Origin of the sequence: Microcoleus sp. PH2017_12_PCY_D_A (genome assembly GCF_020738565.1) — a bacterium.
GTDB lineage: Bacteria > Cyanobacteriota > Cyanobacteriia > Cyanobacteriales > Microcoleaceae > Microcoleus.
Genome location: NZ_JAEQCI010000009.1, coordinates 13,876 through 32,301 on the forward strand (window position 1 = coordinate 13,876; position 18,426 = coordinate 32,301).

Annotated in this window: 9 protein-coding genes; 4 read left to right on the top strand and 5 right to left on the bottom strand. The window is 45.6% G+C overall.

All coding sequences use genetic code 11. The features are described 5' to 3' along the window. Positions 1-36: 36 nt before the first annotated feature. From devC to JGK39_RS00185, 3 genes are all read left to right on the top strand, one after another. Positions 37-1,221 carry an ABC transporter permease DevC gene (devC, locus tag JGK39_RS00175; RefSeq protein ID WP_293295396.1) on the top strand — a complete coding sequence of 395 codons (1,185 nt, stop codon included), beginning with the start codon at positions 37-39 and terminating at the stop codon, positions 1,219-1,221. A gap of 80 nt (positions 1,222-1,301) precedes the next feature. Next, positions 1,302-2,018: a DevA family ABC transporter ATP-binding protein gene (locus JGK39_RS00180; RefSeq protein ID WP_293295398.1), complete on the top strand. Its 717-nt coding sequence runs from the start codon at positions 1,302-1,304 to the stop codon at positions 2,016-2,018. Positions 2,019-2,109: 91 nt separating this feature from the next. Further along, positions 2,110-3,771 carry a pentapeptide repeat-containing protein gene (locus JGK39_RS00185; protein WP_293247570.1) on the top strand — a complete coding sequence of 554 codons (1,662 nt, stop codon included), beginning with the start codon at positions 2,110-2,112 and terminating at the stop codon, positions 3,769-3,771. An 80-nt stretch (positions 3,772-3,851) separates the two neighbouring features. Here the strand turns inward: JGK39_RS00185 and JGK39_RS00190 are convergent, their stop codons facing one another. From JGK39_RS00190 to JGK39_RS00205, 4 genes are all read right to left on the bottom strand, one after another. Continuing rightward, positions 3,852-5,978 carry a WD40 repeat domain-containing protein gene (locus JGK39_RS00190; RefSeq protein WP_293247567.1) on the bottom strand — a complete coding sequence of 709 codons (2,127 nt, stop codon included), beginning with the start codon at positions 5,976-5,978 and terminating at the stop codon, positions 3,852-3,854. Between the two features lie 485 nt (positions 5,979-6,463). Next, positions 6,464-7,504, bottom strand: coding sequence for a glycoside hydrolase family 104 protein (locus JGK39_RS00195; RefSeq protein ID WP_293302008.1), 1,041 nt, complete (start codon positions 7,502-7,504; stop codon positions 6,464-6,466). Positions 7,505-7,604: 100 nt separating this feature from the next. Beyond that, complete coding sequence (locus JGK39_RS00200; RefSeq protein ID WP_293247561.1) at positions 7,605-8,873, bottom strand: glycosyltransferase family 1 protein; 1,269 nt, start codon at positions 8,871-8,873, stop codon at positions 7,605-7,607. A gap of 570 nt (positions 8,874-9,443) precedes the next feature. Next, the gene (locus tag JGK39_RS00205) at positions 9,444-10,361 is read right to left on the bottom strand and encodes a YihY/virulence factor BrkB family protein (protein ID WP_293247558.1); all 918 of its coding nucleotides are present in this window, start codon (positions 10,359-10,361) and stop codon (positions 9,444-9,446) included. 246 nt (positions 10,362-10,607) lie between these two features. On the opposite strand from JGK39_RS00205, the gene JGK39_RS00210 reads away from it, so the two are divergent. Further along, positions 10,608-11,504, top strand: a complete 897-nt coding sequence (locus tag JGK39_RS00210) for a CNNM domain-containing protein (protein ID WP_293247555.1) — start codon at positions 10,608-10,610, stop codon at positions 11,502-11,504. A gap of 152 nt (positions 11,505-11,656) precedes the next feature. On the opposite strand, the gene JGK39_RS00215 is transcribed toward JGK39_RS00210, so the two are convergent. After that, positions 11,657-18,379: a glycosyltransferase gene (locus tag JGK39_RS00215; RefSeq protein ID WP_293247552.1), complete on the bottom strand. Its 6,723-nt coding sequence runs from the start codon at positions 18,377-18,379 to the stop codon at positions 11,657-11,659. Between the last annotated feature and the right edge of the window lie 47 nt (positions 18,380-18,426).

An 18,426-nucleotide genomic window follows, 5' to 3' on the forward strand; every position in this document is an offset into this window, starting at 1 on the left:
GAGGACACAGAGAAAACAGAGGAAGAGAAGAGAGATATGATTGGACTAATTAAACCTTTACAACAGTTAAGAAACAGAACTCCTCTCGGATGGTTGCAACTGAGTCACGACAAAGGACGAATGGCGGTTGCAGTTGCAGGAATTGCCTTTGCTGACGTTTTGATGTTCATGCAGTTGGGATTTCAAAATGCGCTTTACAGTAGCAATACGCGCCTGCACCAAACTTTGCAAACAGACTTAGTTTTGATGAATCCCCAAGGCCGGAATTTGCTGAATTTATCTTCTTTTCCAAGACGCAGATTATATCAGGCGATGAATGTACATGGTGTGAAATCAGCCGATCCACTTTACGTGAAAATTGCCAACTGGAAAAATCCCGAAACTAGGCAGGAAACGTCGATTATGGTGTTGGGATTTAATCCCGATCGCCCTGCATTTGACCTGCCAGAAGTCAACAAAAATTTGAACTTGATTAAATTGCCGGATACTGTGTTATTTGACCGAGCTTCAAGGGGAGATTATCAAGGGTCTATCGCCCAAATTAATCAGGGACAATCTGTTAAAACTGAGATCGATCGGCGCACAATTGCGATCGGCGGTTTATTTACAGTTGGAGCATCTTTTGCCGCTGACGGAGCTTTAATCACCAGCGATCAAAATTATCTACGCCTGTTTCCCCGACAGGATTCTGCAAGCGTAAATGCCGGATTAATTCAACTGCAACCCGGTGCTGACTCGCTGCAAGTCCAACAAGTTTTAAAAGCATATTTGCCGTCGGATGTCAAGGTTTTGACCAAACAAGAATTTATCGAGTTAGAGAAAAATTATTGGGCTAAAAATACTGCGATCGGCTTTGTCTTTAACTTGGGTGTAGCGATGGGTTTCGTAGTAGGAGTAATTATCGTTTATCAAGTTCTGTCAACCGATGTCAGCGACCATATGGCAGAATACGCTACTTTCAAAGCAATGGGCTACCGCAATATTTACTTGCTCGGCATTGTTTTTGAAGAAGCTATTATTCTTTCTGTCCTCGGTTTTTTACCTGGAGTAGGAGTCTCTGTAGCACTATATCATGTGACTCGTCAAGCTACAAATTTACCCTTATACATGACCATAGGTCGAGCATTAGCAGTATTAATTTTGAACATGGTTATGTGCAGTATTTCAGGAGCTATTGCCACTCGTAAACTGCAAGCAGCCGACCCCGCCGACATTTTTTAATCCCAATTATTCATCTCTCTCTGATCTTTCTCTGTGTTCTCTGCGCCCTCTGTGGTTAAAAAAATCCGAATCCTTAACTTATGAAATCCACTCTTGTTAACCCCACAACCACCAACCTACAGATTTCCGAGCCTGTAATTTCCATGCACAAACTCGACCACTACTTTGGTCAAGGTCAACTGCAAAAACAGGTACTTTTTGATATCAACCTAGAAATATATGCAGGTGAAATTGTCCTGATGACCGGGCCTTCCGGTTCGGGAAAAACCACGCTTTTGACATTGATTGGCGGATTGCGATCGGGTCAATCTGGCAGTCTGAAAATTCTCGGTCAAGAGATGTGCAATGCCAGCCAAGATAAATTAGTAAAGACGCGGCGTAACATTGGCTATATTTTCCAAGCCCACAACTTGCACCGCAGTTTGACGGCGCTGCAAAATGTCCAAATGGGTTTGGAAGTTCACGGCAATTTGTCCCGTGTCGAAATGCGCGATCGCTCTGGGCAAATGCTAGAATTAGTAGGACTAGAAGATAGGCTGAACTATTATCCCGATGACTTGTCGGGCGGACAAAAACAAAGAATTGCGATCGCCCGTGCCTTAGTTAGTCGCCCACAAATTGTTTTGGCTGACGAACCGACAGCAGCCCTAGACAGCAAATCCGGGCGCGAAGTGGTGGTGTTGATGCAGCAACTTGCCAAAGAACAAGGTTGTACGATTTTGTTAGTTACCCACGATAACCGTATTTTGGATATTGCCGATCGCATCGTTCATATGGAAGATGGAAAATTAGCTTAAATTTATATTGGGAATGGGTAATTGGGCAATTAGATTAACAGAAGCTTTAGTCGTGCTATGGTATGTACTAGAACTATGCGTCTAGCTCTAGATGGAAAAACAGGAATTTCTCGACCTGCTTGAGCAGGGTGTAGATAGCTGGAACTTTTGGCGAGAAAAAAATCTGGATGTAGAGGTAGATCTCAGCCAGATTAGCTTCAGTGAAGACTTCAGCGGAATTAACTTTAGTGGGGTTAACCTCAGCGGTTCTGACTTGAGCGAGCTAGATCTCAGCAGGGCTAACTTCAATGGTGCTAACCTCAGCGGAGCTAACCTTAGCGAAGCTCAACTCATTGATACTGACCTCGGCGAAGCCGATCTAAGCAAGGCTAACCTTAGCGAAGCTTACCTTACCGATGCTAATCTGTATGGTGCTAACCTCGTGGGAGCTAATCTTACAAAGGCTCATCTAGGTAATGCTAACTTCCGTGATGCCGATCTCAGTGGGGCTAATCTCAGTGAAGCTTACCTTCTTGGAACTGACCTTCGTGAAGCTAACCTCGGTAAGGCTAACCTAAAATCTGCTGAGCTTATCGAGGCTAATCTTAGTGGGGCTAATCTTAGTGGAGCTTACCTCAATGGAGCTAATCTTAGTGGAACTGACTTCAGCAGGGCTAACCTCCGTAAGGCAGATCTGGGGTACAATGGGTATGATTTTGAGGGAATTAATACTAATGTGATTGAGAGTAACCTCAGTGGGGTCGATCTACATGGAGCTAACCTTACTGGAGCTAATCTTAGCGGGACTGAATTCTATGGAGCTAATCTGATCAGGGCTAATCTTTCAAAAACTCAAGCAGCAAATGCTCAATTCGCTTTTGCCAAGTTTACTGGAGCCTGTATTGAAGGTTGGCAATATAATCACGCTACAAATTTCAATGGAGTAATTTGTGAGTTTGTTTATTCGGATTCTAACAGACGAGAACCCTATCCCGTAGGAAGGAGATTTACTCCCGGAGAATTTACCAAAGTGTTTCAAAAAACTTTTGAAACAATTGATATAGTTATCTGCAATACCATTGATATAGAAGCTTTTGTTTACTCATTTAAAGCCATACAAGCTGAATACGAAGACGCTAGAATAGATATCCAGAGCACAGAAGAGAAAGGGGAGGATATTTATGTAGTTAAGGTGAGTATGTCTCCTGATGTAGATCGGGAGGAAATTCATACTGAATTTATGAAAGTTCATGAATTGATACGGGAAGCTATAGAAGAAAAATATAGAACAGAGATTCGTGTTAAAGAAACTCAAATCGTACAGTATCAGCAGGAAACTCAAACTTTAAGAGAAAATATTAATAATCTACATAACATACTTCAAGGGCAAACAGAGGTACAAAAACTCATGGCAGAAACTCCTAAATACGATCTTCGTGGTTCAAAGTTCGGTGGCGGCTTCGCTGGAGATGGAGGAACACAGATAGGTGGAATTTTAAATGATTATTCATCTAAGCAAAGCCTGGATGAAGCAGCAGCAGAAATTCAACAGCTTTTGAAGCAACTAGAAGAAACTAATCCTACTACAACTGAAACAGAAAAAATGATAGTTGCAGGAAAGGCTGCTGATGAAATAAAGAATAATCCCAGTTTGAAAGCACGAGTGATTGGCGCGCTAAAATCAGGAGGTACTGAAGCATTTAAAGAGGCGGTCGATAACCCGCTAGTTAATGTTTTGGTAGCAATTATTGAGGGATGGATGCAAGCAGATTAGAAACCGGGTTTTTGACCACCCATGCGTAAGTCATGTGCACAAACTCCAACTGCCAACTATCAACTATCAACTGTCAACTATCAACTATTAGATGCACCCAGCATTTCTAAAGTAGCTTTTTGGGCTGTAGTTAATCCTGTTACCCCTGCGATCTTCATCCCTTCATAAAGCCTGGTAGCCCTGAAGATTTTGATGCGATCGCCTGTTTTGACATCCCATAACCTTACCGTTTGGTCTTGAGAACCGCTAACCAAGCTTTCACCATCGGGGCTAAAGGCAACTGAACGTACCTCATTAGTATGTCCGGTGTAAGTTCCAATACACTCACCGCTGCGACCATCCCACAGTTTTACCTTGTGGTCTAAGCTGCCACTAGCAATGGTTTTACCTTGAGGACTAAACGCAATTGAATAGACCCCATTAGTGTGTCCGGTGAGGGTTTGAAGACACTCACCGCTACTGACATCCCACAGTTTTACCCTACGATCGAAGCTACCACTAGCAATTGTTTGACCATCGGGACTAAAAGCAACTGAGTAAACTCGATTGGTATGTCCGACGAGGGTTTTGAGACATTCCCCCGTACTGGCATCCCATAGCTTCACGGTACGATCGCCACTGCTACTAGCTAGAATTTGTCCGTCGGGACTCCAAGCTACTGACCAAATCCAAGTCAGATGTCCGACAAGGGTTTTCAGGCATTGTCCCGCGATCGCAGACCACAGCTTTACCGTACGATCGCCACTGCCACTGGCTATAATTTGACCATCGGGACTAAAAGCAACAGCATAGACCCAATTTTCATGTCCGCTCGCAGTTCTCAGACATTGACCCGTCTTCATATCCCACAGCTTCACAGTGCGATCGCCGCTACCACTAGCTAGAAGTTGTCCATCAGGACTCCAGGCGATCGCATAAACCTGTTTCGTATGTCCAGAGACGATTTGACGGCATTGTCCGGTTTCAGCATCCCACAGCCTCACCGCTGAATCAAAACTGCCACTAGCGATCGTGCGATCGATCGGAGATGTTGCACCATTCTCAATAAGCCTTTGATGAACAGGCAAGATGTCTGTTTCACAAGAAAATTCACTCTTTGTGGAACAGGCATCTTGCCTGTTACTGACATTGGTACAAGATGTCAGATCGATCGGACTCCAAGGAACTGAATAGATCCGATTGGTATGTCCGGCAAGGGTTTTGAAGCATTGTCCGGTTTCAGCATCCCACAGTCTCACAGTTTGATCGGGACTCCCGCTGACAATAGTTTTAGCGTCACTACTCAAGGCAACTGACCAAATTGCTTGATTGTGTCCGGCAAAGGTTTTGAGACAGATGCCGGTGGCGACATCCCACAGCTTGATTGTTCGATCGCCGCTGCTACTAATTAATGTTTGACCATCTCGACTGAGGGCGAGTGACATCACCCAATTTTGATGTCCGGTGAAGGTTTTGAGACATTTACCCGTACTGACTTCCCATTGCTTAACCAGGCGATCGGGACTACAACTAAATAGAGTTTGACCATCGGGACTAAAAGCGATCGCCAGTATCCAATTAGTATGTCCGGTACAAGTGTGGAGACATTGACCTGTATTGATATTCCACAACTTAATGGTTTGGTCGCCACTACCACTAGCTACGATTTGACCATCTCGACTGAGGGCGATCGCAAATACTTCTTTACTATGTCCGATGAAAGTTTTGAGACATTCACCTGTGTTGATATCCCACAACTTAATGGTTTCGTCGCTACTACCGCTAACTACTGTTTGACCGTCAGGACTAAAAGCAACTGAGTAGACCTCACCGTCATGTCCAGTACAAGTTTTGAGGCATTGTCCCGTTTGCACCGACCATAATTTTACAGTGCGATCGGCACTGCCACTGACTAAAGTTTCACCATTGGAATTGAAGGCAACTGAACGCACCCAATTAGTGTGTCCTTGAAAACTCAAAAGTTGCTGTCCTGTTTGCAACTGCCACAGACAAATTTTGCAATTATTATCCCCCGTAGCTAACAGTCGATCGTCCTGACTCAAAGCTACAGACCACACCTCATCTAAAGTCTCAGAAAACACCGATCGAGATAAATCAGAATCGGCAAAATTGACCTCTTGTAAATTCATGCCCTGGAGGTTAGCTTGCCATACAGTGAGACGAGAAAAGTCGCAGCCACTAACATCAACCTGTAACTGACGCAGCAAATTTAGAATATTGCCACCCGCATATCCAGTTTCTTGGGCAGATTTCCCCCGCAGCGTCGAGACAATAGCAGCCAGAGAATCTTCTAAAATTGAGGGACAACCTAAAATCGTATCCGCTCAATAAATCGGGGTAGACTACCGTGTTGAGAACGATTTTGCGATGTTTCAGGCTCGTCAGTGAGCGATTTACCCAGATTTATTGGGCGGATACGAGCTTTTTTAGGATTTTCGATCGCGACGCACCGTACAGCTAATGTTGCATAATTTTTGAGAATTAGTAAACTAATAATATTATTGCCGATCGACGAGCGGACATGACATGATATAATAAATAACTAAGAATAAATAACAAATAACCAATAACCAAGAACCAATAACTTCTAATTTTCCAAAAATAGACAGCACCCATAACTCCCCAAATTTCAATTTTGGAACTCAAAATTTAATCCAAAATCACAAAGTCCAACTCGTTCAAAGACTATTGACTAATTGTTAACAGCCAGCCCTTGGCGGTAAATCCCCAAATTCTTCTCATACATTGCTTCGAGTTTGGGCAGCGACGAGTCCACGGAACCGCCAAAACGCCGAAAAGAAGGCCAGATGTAGGCGAGTTTTCTGATTGCTGGCTCCAATCTACCCGCTTCTATATCTTCTAAAGCATCTTTTTCTCGGATCAACTCTACAGCTACAAAGTCTTGATTTTGTGGGCTGAAATCGGTGATGCTAAATTTTTTAGCAAATCTATCCCAAGTTGTGCTGAGAAACTGATATCGCCCCGCAGCGTCGGAACATAGCTTTTTCCCGTAGCGGCGGCCGCATCTCATTTCTCTGGGATGGTCGCTGAAACTGGCAAATTTGGTGCCTGTGTACTGGGTGCGGTAGCCGTCGGAACCAGCGGTGCCTTCGGCTGTGGCTATGGTGTCGAGAAATGCTTTTACCCGATCGCGCTCAATGTTATCCTCTTGATTCTCGTTATTTTTTCCTTTGTCTGGTGGGTCGTCAGTTGCAACTTTCGGCAGCGCTTCTGAGGCCGAAGCCGGCGAGCTTTCTGCCGAGGCAGTCAGGCGTTTTGGAGGCGGCGAGATTTCTGCTGAGACAGTTTGGCTCCAGAGTTTCGGGGTAATTCTACCCAAAAAAAAGCACAAACAAATGCACAAACTCCACCCCAGCTTTAAACGGAGGCGTTTGGACTGTTTGCTGCGCTGCCGCACCGGCCACGCATACAGGGGGATAACTGCGGGCAAGATTCCGGTTTGCTGGCCGAAGGCGAACAGCGATTTTACAGCTAGCAAGGTTTGCTTGTAGAAACGGGGTGGAACTCTGCGAACCCTCATTGCTGCGGCGAAAGTCTGGACATCTGTCAGAGTCACTTCTGCGAGCGGTTTGTCTACAAACAGCCGAAAACCGTTGGCGGCCTGCCAGCTAAAGTGCTTGCTGGGGGTAGATTTGCGGTTTACCCACAGACGAATTAGCTCTTGGTCGGACATACGAAGCAGATGGCTTCCCAGATGTTCTGATGCGTACAAGAGTACCTCCTCATATCACTTCTAGTTGAAGGTTCCCAGTTTATAGATGAGATGGATAGGGATCGAGGGAAACAGGCTTCAACCATACTAAGTGATACTACTAAGCGCTCACGGGGTCAAGTTTCATCGCCGCTTTTTCGAGCAGTTGAGTGTAAAGTTGACCGAGTTGGGAGGCCACACCGTCCCAACTGAAATAGGTTTGGACGCGCACTCGGCCTGCTTGTCCGAGTTGCTGGCGCCATACTGAGTCAACTAACAGCCGATCGATCGCACTTGCAAACAGTGCTTCATTTTTCGGCGGCGCCAGCAAACCGGTTTGTCGCGGCACTACGGTATATTTCAGCCCCCCCACGTCGGAGGCGACTACGGGCGTGCCGCAGGCCATCGCTTCAATGGCGACTAAACCGAAGGGTTCGTAGTGGCTGGGAATGACGCAGACATCGGCGGCTGCGTAGTAGGCGGGGAGAATGTCTCGGCTCAAGCCGCCGGGAAAGCTGGTAATGTCGCTCAAGCCTAATTCTTCAACGATGCTGCCGATTCGATCGCGCTCTTTACCGTCGCTTTCCCCCTCGCGCCAGCCGCCGCCAATTATCAGTTTTAAATCGCCTTTACCCCGCAGCGCTGACAGACTGACGGCGCGGACTAAGGTTTCGATGCCCTTGCGGGGGTCAAAACGGCCGACGTACAGCACGACTTTGGTTTCGGGGCCTATTTCCAACTGGCGGCGGGCGGCCGATCGCGCGATCGACCCAAACTGCTGAATGTCGGTACCGCAGGGAATGATGTCTGTATTGCCTTTTGAGGAAACCAGAGACCTCATGTGTTCTTTTTCTTGGGGACTGGTAGCTACCACGCGATCGGCTGTTTCCAGAAGTGTTTTTTCCACGTGCAGCCTGGTTTTGGCAATCATCGGAATTGTCGAAACCGACTTGTATTTAACTGCTGCCAAAGAATGATAAGTGTGAACTTGTCGCAGGGGTTGGGATTTTTTTAACGCCATTCCCACCCAAGAAGACAGCCAGTAATTCGTGTGAACTAAGGGATATTGAAAGCCTGAATCTAACTGAAACTTCTGAAATTCGCGAACAAAAATTGGCAAATATCCGTAAAGTTCGTCGCGGGGAATAAATTCTTGCGGCCCTGCTACGAGGCGAATTGTCCGGCAATTGGGGCTGTGCTGGACAATACTTGCTTGTTCGCGATCGGATGAGCGGGTGAACATATCAACTTGCCACCCCTGTTGCGCCAGAGCTTCCCCTACTTGACGCACGTAAACATTTTGCCCGCCCGCTTCTTCTTTGCCAATTTCCACAGCCGGATCGCCGTGTACCGAGATCAGGGCCATGGGTTTTTTTGTTAATGAAATCATGATTGTTTACCAAAATTTTAAAAAAATGCAGCCGATTAATGTGCGATTTTGGCTACTGCGCGGGGAATGCAAGGTAACTGCTAATTTTTATTAAAGTCAAAATTCGCGAGGGTTAAATCATCCCTCAGGGATAAGTTGCAGGGGGAAAATTGACATAGGACTTCCTTCTGCTGACAGAGACCAGCAGCAGCTAAAACTCTAGATAATCTAATAAATGGAAATGAACGAGGGTGAAGAGAATTTCCCGGATTTGAGCCGGGATCAAACTCGAACCTGCTTTCAGCTTGCTGTTCGAGATGATCCCGCCAGTCGCAGGTAAAATTTTCCCGATCGGGATAAATAGTTTTAGCTGTGGAGAAAGCAGAAGCAAATCTTCCCAAAGACAGAATTTTACAGGGTGCGCGAAAAGAAAGCTAAATTATTGCCTTCAAAATTTTTCTTTCCTTCCGCCTTCCGCCTTTCGCCTTCTACCTCCTTCCTGATGACTAATGACTAATGACTAATGACTGATGACTTCTTCTATCAAAGCCGGGGATAGACTTTAACCTCAAATTTCCCAATTGTCAAATGTTAAGAATTTTTTCGATGTTTTCGCGCGGAAGATTCCCCGTTTTGGCTGTTGAGGAGATTCTTTCGCGAACTTCGCATTCTGGAACCGTATCGGTTAGCCCAAACTTGGGTAAACTCGGCACCTAAGAAGAGAATTTGAGCCGAATAATTAATCCAAAGCAGGATAATCACGAAGGAACCCGCAGCACCGTAGGTAGAGGCAATACCGCTACCTCCGAGGTAAGCTCCAATTAGGGATTTGCCGATCGTAAACAGCATTGAGGTGATGGCGGCGCCGATCCAAACATCATTCCAGGCAAGATCGACATCGGGCAAAAGTTTGTAAATTAAGGCAAAAAGCAGCGTAACTACGCCAAACGAGATAGCAAAGTCCACAATCTGCCAAATACCAACAGGTAACTGCAACCAGCCGTTCAACCAATAGCTGACGGCAGCTAAAATGGCGCTAAGGACTAAAGATACTAGCAGTAAAAAACCGATGCCTAAAATCATCGCAAAAGACAATACGCGGTCTTGCAAAAATCCCCAAATGCCGCGTCCCGGAGGCGGTGAAACATTCCAAATAGTATTGAGAGCTTCTTTGAGGTTAGTAAATACGTTGGAAGCGCCCCACAAAAGTGTAGCGAGACCAACTATAGTAGCAATCATTCCCGACTTGGGTTCGGAAGCTTTAAGGATTAGTTCTTGGACAGTTTGAGCGCCATCTTTGCCGATTAAACTTTGGAGTTGGGCGACGATTTGACCTTGGGCTGCGTCTGCACCAAAGACTAAACCGACGATCGCAATTACGATAATCAGCAGCGGGGCGAGGGAGAAAACTGTGTAATAAGCTAGGGCGGCAGCTAGGGTTGGTGCTTTATCTTCTTGCCATTCAGTAAAAGTTTGTTTTAGCAGCGATACGACTGTTTTTAAGTTCACGACATTTGGTTTCCTTATACTTATCTTTCACCAATGAATCGTAATATGTTATGAGTTTTTTCTCGTCGGCCAGAAGATAGATTTATGGATGGCAAATTGCTTGTTTTATCTATTTGTAGGGTGTGCAATGCACACCTTACGAAGACCCGTAGTGCGGATATCCGATATGTGGAGCCGTCAATCTATCTGAATTGCAAGCTAAGATGAAATGATTAACCTAAACATCTATCAGATTAGATATCTATCTTGAATAACCTTACTTGTCTGGAAATAGAAGTCGCCGAAACACTGCTGAGATTAGCAATGTTGCTGGGCTTAACACTTTTAATCGCGTTTTTTGTGGCGTCAGAACTAGCATTAGTATCAGCCGATCGCCATCAAATCCGCCAACTCGCCCAGTTGTCCGACTCTCCAAAAACCGCCAAAACCGCCGAACTCGTCCATCAAGCGCAGAACAACATACCGCATTACCTGTCGGTGACTCAAACAGGCACAACCGCAGGAAGTCTGCTGTTGGGTTGGTTGGGCGAGGGTGCGACTGTACACTGGATCGAGCCCTGGATCGACAAATTGCCGATCGGTCATTTTCCCGCGATGCTGACGGCGCACTCGATCGCAGTTCCCGTAGCTTTCATCTTCGTAACTTACATCGAGATAGTATTAGGAGAACTCATCCCCAAAGTATTAGCAACCCACGCCCCAGAACGCACCGCTTTGCTGCTGATGCCCGCCCTCGAACTCTGCTCAAAAATACTGTGGCCGCTGCTAGCAATTCTCAACGGTACAGTGCGGCTGCTGACAGGTTGGATTACCAGTAAACAGTCGGAACCGCTGTTACCATCTTCCGAAGCAACTCTGATAGAAAAAGACGCTCATTCAGCACTAATTTCCGGCGTCTGGGAAGTAACAGCAGTCAACGAAAAACTCGGGTTAAACCTGCCGATTAACGAAGCTTACCAAACAATCGCCGGATTCGCGATCCACACTTTCGGTAAAATGCCAAATAAAGGCGATCGATTCTTGTGGGGAGAATTAGAAATAGAAGCAGCAGACGTAGTAGAAGGCAGTTTAGAAACAGTGCTGCTGCGCCAAGTAACACGCCCCTTATTTGAGCCGCAACATCCAGAACTCGTATTGAATTGAATTACTACCAATAGCGACAATGATTTCTCAACTCTTACTCTTCTCTTCCCTTCTATTCTCTTGCTTCGTGTCCTTCGCGTCTTCGCGGTTCATTTAAATCCTGAGATTTGAGATTAACCCATAATCCCAAATCTCACAAATTGCGACCTCAATCACCCAACAGCCACCTTAACCCCAACAAACTCCTCATAATCCTCAAACAACCATTCAGGCAAACAACTATCCGCATCCTGAACTTGCAACTGTCCAGCGCGACAAAACAGCCTCGCCGCCAACAAATAATTCACAGCCTTAGGCATTCCAAACCCTTTACTCAACTCAGCAACCAACGAATTCAAAACAGCACGTTCAGCATCAATCAGCGGCTCGTTAATAAACCCGCTCGCGAGCATTGTCTTGTAACCCTTGCCCAAATCGCTCCGGTACAAAAGTTCAAGTTGTTCGCCGGAAACCCTCAGCCACACATCAGCAATTTGCTTGCGAATTTCCTGCAAATCTGCTATTACCAATTCCGCCGTCGGGTCAATTTCATAAAGATTCACGGCGGCAGTTAATTGATTGAGAAACTGCGGCAGATAATCTTGGTTGACAATCGTTTGTTGATTGTCCGCGAAGGGGATTTCAAACACCTTTTCGTAATCCTCAATCAACCACTGCGGCAAGCGGGTGCGAGCGTCGGAAACCCGCATTTTTCCAGGGAAAAAATACAGCATTCCACCCAACAGAGCATTGATAGCTTGAGGATGCACCAACCCTTTGCTAATTTCGGTCAATTGCTGCAAAAAGTTTTGTTCAATTTCAGTCATTGATTCTGCTTGCAAGCCGCAGCTAAGTATTGCTTGATATCCTTTGCGAACTTCCCCTCGGTAAACATTTTCCAGTTTTTCTGTGGGAACAATCAGCCAAAAATCAGCCAGTTGTTTGCGGATTTGGCGGAGTTCCAAAACTACCGATGCGTCCGACGGATCTATCCGGTAAAGATTGACGCATCCTAATAGTTGATTTGCAAATTGTGGGGATTGAATGTATTTAGCGAGCAAGTCAGAACTTGACTCATTATCGACAGTATCTTCTGTTTCAAAAACTTGTTCGTAATCGCCGATTAACCAGTGCGGCAAGCGGTTTCGAGCGTCGGGAATTCGCATGGTTCCCGGCGGGAAATACAGCATTGCTGCGAGCAAGGCGTTGACAGCTTTAGGATGCACTAATCCTTTGCTAATCTGGGTTAGTTGCTGCAAAAATATTTGTTCGCCTTCCATCATCGCTTGATGTTGAAAGTAGCTGTGCAGCAGCATTTGATAGTTTTTTCCGGCAGCACTTTTATAGGTGGATTCCAGGTTTTCGGTGGGGACGTTTAGCCAGAAATCAGCGATTTGTTTGCGGATTTGGCGGAGTTCGGATATTGCTGAGATGTTTGATGAGTTTCTTTGGTAAAGCTGGACGTTATGCAAGAGTTTCTCACCCAAGTCTGGCTGTTTGGGAATGCTATCCTGCAAGCTGCGGGAGGCTTCTAGGTGGCTAGTTTGCCAGTTGCTAAAGAGTTTTTGGAATAATTTGCCGATCGCCCCCGAATATGCAACACTGTCAAAACAGGCGGGATTGGCTTGCATTTTTTGCTGAATTTCCTGGCGTTTTTGCTGCCGCAGTTGCGGGTTTGCGGCGAGATTGACGGCTAGCTGAATGTAGGATGCCTCGTCACGGGCGATTAAATCGGGCATCAAGAGCGATCGTACCACAGCCGCTCCCATGCGCGATCGTAAAGTATCACCATCCCTGACAACAGTTGGCAATCCCACCTCCAGCGGATCCACAAGAGAAGTAGTCCCCGCATAGGGGAAAGAATCCAAATAAACATCACCCAACTTCAAAACTTCCTTAACATCCGCACGGTTAGGAAAAGCCTTCACCACCCGCAAACGCTGACTTTCAACCCCATACTTAGCCAAAATTCCTTGCATATTATTCACAAAAGCCGCCCCTGGATAATAATTAGTCCAGCTAGGGCCAAAAGGCATTAAAAACAGCAGAGAATTAGGAACCGCCGCCAGAATCTTCGCCCAAGTTTCCCTTAACTCCGGCAGCAACTTATACAAATTAGCGCTGGAAACAAACACAACCGACTCCTCAGAAATCCCCAGACTATTTCTAGTCAGTTGAACATTAGGAGTATAGGGTTCGAGGGTATAGCTAAAACAGCAACCCAAGCCATCAACAGTTGCTAATTCCTCGCGATAATGCGCGCGTCCCTCCATAGCAGGTTCCATCAACTTGCCAGCAATATAATAGTCAACGTGGCGCATTCCCGTAGTCACAGGAGAATTAAAACAAGTAGTTTGTACCCGCGCCAATCGATGCAGCGCCAGCAAACTAATCGGATGAGTGACAGCAGTAATATTCGTAGCAACCAACAGAATATCTAAGTCATCAGCGCGGATAGCCTGAACTTGGCTTGGCAAATCACTCGGCAATTGCACCAGCCTGTCAGCCCGACTCTGGCAATACTGTTCTAGTTTATTGCCATCCAGATTGATAGCATACAAAATAATCTCAAACTGTTCTCGATTCAGATATTCAAAAGCAGGCAAAGTCGCGAAAGTTTCCGTCATCGCCCCGAAATGCTTAGTCAGAACTCCGACGCGAATTTTCTGTCTGTTTGCAGGCCTTGCCGGAAAAATGCAATCAATGGCAGCCCCGCGATTTTTCATCGCGAATTCAATAATTTCTGCCCGTTTGGTGTAGACTTGCTTGAGGTTTTCGCTATTGAAATACAAAGGGATAAAGTTAGCGGTTTGAGTGAAAAACCAGGCGATGTCCTGCCAAATTTGTGAATTTTGGTTTTGGAATATATTGCGGTGCACGTAACTAACCCATCCCTGCACGTAGCGGCAATAATTGTCAGCCTCTCCTAGTTCTTGAAAGAGCGTCGGCGCGGCAAACATAAACTTGAGATAGTCGTTAACAAACCAATTGGGTATAGCTGCATTTTCATACTTTAGCAATAACTGATCGGCACGACGGTAGAGAGCGGCTGCTAGTAAGTAGCCAACATCTTTCAGAGTTTTAATTCCCCGGGATAGATGTGTTTCTAGTTGACAGACTAAACTCTGTTCAGTATCTGTTATTGCTTCATATTTGATAGTGCTGTTTAGCAGCATTTGATGTGCCTTGCCTGCCTCGCCGGAGTAGGCAGTTTCTAGTTGTTCTGCGGGTAGATTCAGCCAATAATCGGCAAGTTGTCGGCGGCTGTGGCGGATGTGAGCGAGAGCAACTTGATTAGTTTGGTCTTTTTGGTATTCTCCCAAGTATTGAGGAAGGGAAGCTAAAAATTCTTCAGGTTTATTAAGCTGAGCTAATTCATCAGCAATCAAGTTGCCGTGTTGCTGAAAAATTTGTTCTGACCAATGCACTTCTTCTGGTTTGTAAAGTTGAGAGTGCAGGCGAACAATTGTAGCTCTCATCAAGTCTAATTTTGCGCGTTCTCCCGCCATTTTTTGGGTTCTGCTAGAGCCGTCGCCGTGTTGCCTGTAGTAGAGATAAGGCTGAGCTAAACGATGCCCCAGCCAGCCTTTTTCATAGGCAGAAATCCAAAATTCCCAATCTTCGCATCCCAGCTTCATCACTTTTTTCAAGCCGCCTACTTGCTCGTAAATTTCTCTTCTAAACAAAGAAGTAGCGGGGGCTTGATTGTCTCTCAAAAATTTATGGGGTTCAAAGTCGCCGTGGTTTACTAAATCGCAGTTTGCTCCGAAGTGCTGCACATCTGTATAGACAAAACCCACCTCCGGTTTCGCGGATAAAACTTCTACGCACTCCTCTAAAAACTTGCGATGAATTTTATCGTCAGCATCTAGGAATAAAATGAATTTTCCTGAGGAATTTTCAACACCAATATTTCTGGAATCAGCGGGCCCCGTGTTGGGTTTGTCGATGAGGCGCAGCGCTTTTTGAGAATACAATTGAATTAAATAATTTGCGAAGTTGCTGGTATCATCGGTGCTGCCGTCGTTGACAATGATGCACTCCCAATTTTGATAGGTTTGATTGGCAACACTTTCAACAGCTTCTCTGAGTAGATTGGCGTGGTTGTAGCAGGGGATGATGATGCTGACGAGTGCTGGTTCGGGGGTGCGGTAGGGCATGGCGTTTAGCTGTGACGGAGAGATTGCAACGGGGACGGTAGTGGTGGGTTTGATACCTCGGCGGATGATGCCGTATTCATTCCATATCTTAAGCGTTTCTTGTTGCGATCGCCCTGAACCGTGTTCTAAACCTTGTTGATTGGCGCAGTACAAACCGAGAATATCTGAGAGACGCACAATATTTTCGGTTTTGCCAATCCGCAGCCAAAATTCGTAATCGCCAGCCGCAGTCAATTCTGCTCGGAAATAGCCGTGTTTGTCGTGCAGCGATTTTCTCCACATCGGTTGAGAACCTGTAATGCAGCGGCGTTCCAGTTCGCTATAGGAAAATTCCGGCCAATTCCACCGCTTTTCGGCTTGGGTTTTGGCAAAAGTATCGTTAACTGCCGCGGTAATTAATTGGTCAGCATAAACCAGACTTACTTCGGCGTTTTCATCCAAGTATTTCGCCATGATTTCTAGAGCGTCTGGGCGGTGTCTGTCATCGGTGTTAGCATTAGTAATGTAAGCTCCGCGCGACATCTTGATGCCTCTGTTCCAGGCGGCATATAAGGTCTCGCGTTCAGGGGTGCGATCGCACACAATGTTCGGATATTTTGCTTGAAATTCCCGCACCACAGACTGTTCATTTTGTTGGGAAGCGCTGTCAATGACTATGATTTCCAGTTCGCCTTGTTTGTACAGCGTTTGATCTACCAAGTCTTGCAAGCAGCCGCGAATAAATTTTTCGGAATTGTAAGTAGAAACGATCGCAGATACTTTAAAAACCGACTGGACAGGCTGCAATGCGTCATAATTGGCTGATACGCTCTGCAAGCTTGCTTCAGCTTGTGGTTGAATGGAACGATCGGCTACTTGAACCAAAACAGAGCTAACAGTTGCAGCCATTTTCGACCAGGAAAACATCTTAGCTTGCTCTAACCCCGCCGCAATTAATGAGTTGCGGACAGCAGGCTTCTGTATTTCCCGCAAAGCATTGACAAGCCCGGTGACATCATCACCGCCTACATAAACCGCAGCTTGTCCTGCTACTTCTGGAATCGAACCGTTTGGACAAGTGATGACTGGACAACCGCAAGCCATGGCCTCGATGACTGGCAATCCAAAGCCTTCATATTTCGACGGATAAACTAATACCGCAGCACCCGAATAAGCAACTCTCATTTCGCTGTCACTGAGTTGCACCGTGCGGACAGCGATTCCAGAACAATACAATTGCAGTTCTGGTTCTAATACAGATTTGCCGCCTGTGCAGACTATATCAAAGTCAAACTTATTGGCAAGTTGAGAAAAGGCTTTGAAGAATAATATCCCATTCTTGTAACCGTGCCAGCCTACCCTCTCGCCTACCAAAAGAAAATAGGGTTTAGCAATACTGTACTTTGACTTAAAACCTGCGATTTCTTCGCTGTCGGCTGGCGAGAAATTGGCGTCAATTCCGCAGTGCGCTACAGCGACAGAAGCTGAGGATATCTGCGGAAAAATCTTAACTAAATCGCGGGCTGTATTTGCTGAAATGGCGATATAGGCTGAGGCGTGGCGGATACCGCAATGCTTTTCTCTCCACTCAGAATGAGCAATATTTTGTCCCATCAACTCGGGAATCATGTCATAGGCCATGAATACCGATCGCGTTGACAAGGGCGTTGTATAATACGTAGAAATAAATAAGTCTGCATTTTCTTCATCGCAGATTTGCTGTAGCATTTGGCGGTCTGCATCGGTTTTGTTGTAGTCGTAGCGGGCGACATTCTGGTACTGGATGCCGGGAATTTTGGGGGCTGTTCCCGCTCTGTCAAGAACTATAATTTGTTTAGCAAAACCATTTTCTGCCCAATTTTCTAGCAGCGATGTCCAGACGCGACCAATGCCGGTACTGTTGAGCTGATAAAATACGCCGTCAATCACAATCTTTTTTAAATTTTTAGGAGATAGGGCTGCTGGATTTTTCATTGATTTGCGGTTTTCTCTCTCTGCAATTTTTCTCAGAGCTTTATCGTAATCCTGTTGGAGTAATGAGGCTTTTTTCAATTCCGGCTCTTGACAATATGATAAGCTTTGAAAAAGTTGATGCGGGATTTCCTTGTCTGTCAAGAGGTGCAAAGAATCGCCGTTAGAGTAAAATTTTAAATTGAATCTTTCGGCAATTATAGAGAGTGCCTTGCTGGTATAAATAGAAATGTGCTGACCTTCATCTAGGGCATAGTACCACCATTCGCTGGGATGGGGATTGTTGGCTGGCAGCAGTCTGGTACTGAATAAAATATTGCGAGAATATTTGAAGATTTTTTCGATATCCGACAGCGGCTTAACAAAATGCTCAAATACTTCAAATGCTGTGACTAATTCGTAGGGATAGTTGCTGTTCTCGTCTGCCTCAAAGCCTTGTGAAAATATATTTTTGCAATATTTGTCGTGCCATAAGAAATCAAATCCTAAATCTCTCATCATCCGCACAAATACACCGTAGCCGCCCCCGTAGTCTAAAAATTTAGCGCGGTGATTAAACAAATTAAAAATAATATTATTGGCTGCGGTGGAGAACATCGTACTTCTCGATAACATTCCCACGTCGCTGCTAGCTATGGCTTCTGAATAAGCCTCTTCAAGCCAGTACGGTTCCTCGGTTTGAACAAATCCGCAATTTGAGCATTGAAAATACTCAACGTTATATTTTTTTAGTACCGTAGCCACAGCCAAGCTGTTTGTTGGGGAATCACAAATATTGCACTTCATTTTGATTATCTAAATTTACAAGGTTATTCAAGTGACTGTCTGTATTG